Raw genomic sequence first — 1,107 nt, forward strand, 5'->3', positions numbered from 1 at the left:
GGCAAGTATCCGGAGGCCGCCTCGGCGGCCTCCGGATACTTGCCCCACTGCTCGTACAGGGCGCTCAGGGCGGTGAGGCTCTCGGCCTCGGCGCGGGGCGAGTCGAGTTCGCGTTCGCAGGTGATCGCCCACTGGAGGTGGACGAGCGCCTCGGGGAAGCGGCCCAGCAGGCTCTTGTACAGACCGAGCGTGCTCTCGGTGTGCGCCTGGGTGTGCCGGTCGCCCAGCCGGGCGGCGACGTCCCGGCCCTCCTCGGCGACCTTGACACCCTCCTCGTAGCGGCCGAGCTTCCAGCAGGCGACACCCAGGTTGGACAGGCTGACGCCGAGCAGGTCCAGGTCGCCCAGGCGCCGGGCGGCCGTGACCGCGAGGCGGCACAGCTGCGCGAACTCCTGGAGATGACCGCGCGCGTTGAGGTGGAAGACGAGATTGCGGGCCAGGCACACCGCGTGCCGGTCATGCCCGGACCGCTCGGCCAGGGTGACCAGGGACAGCAGCCCGGGGTGCTCGCGGGAGAACCAGACCTGCGCCAGCTTCTCGTGGGTGAGGTCGGGCAGCTCCGCCGTCGACGGCGGGATCCCGGTGGGCCGGCGCCGGCGCCCGGGGAACAGCACCTCGCAGGCCGCCTCGGTGGCCGTCAGGTAGTAGTCGAGCAGCCGCTCGACCGCGGCCCCGTCGTCCTGTGCGGTGGGCTCGCCGCGCAGACTACGGACGAAGCTGCGCACCAGGTCGTGCATGGTGTACAGGCCGATCTCCGGTTGCAGCACCAGATGGACGTCGAGGAGCCGTTCCAGCGTGTCCTCGGCGATCCGGACGTCCATGCCGAGCAGGGCGGCCGCCGAATAGACATCGATGTCCCCGCCGGGGTGCAGGGCGAGGGTACGGAAGGCGGTCCTGGAGTCCTTGTCCAGGGCCTGGTACGACAGCCGCAGGGTCGCGGCGATGCTCCGCTCGCCCAGGCTGAGTTCGTCCAGCCGCCGGGTCTCGTCCCGCAGCCGCTCCACCAGGTACGCCAGGGTCCAGCGCGGGCGGTTGCGCAGCCGCGCGGTCGCGATGCGCAGCGCGAGCGGCAGATACCCGCACAGCCGGGCCAGTTCGGCGGCGGCC

1 protein-coding gene is annotated in these 1,107 nt (G+C 72.4%); it reads right to left on the bottom strand.

Annotation, left to right across the window (positions count from 1 at the left end):
- Positions 1–1,107 (bottom strand): tetratricopeptide repeat protein (locus CCN72_RS33960; RefSeq protein ID WP_143664292.1); only part of this gene is annotated, 1,107 nt, incomplete at both ends.

It is taken from the genome of Streptomyces murinus (assembly GCF_002154555.1).
In the GTDB taxonomy this organism is placed as follows: domain Bacteria; phylum Actinomycetota; class Actinomycetes; order Streptomycetales; family Streptomycetaceae; genus Streptomyces; species Streptomyces murinus.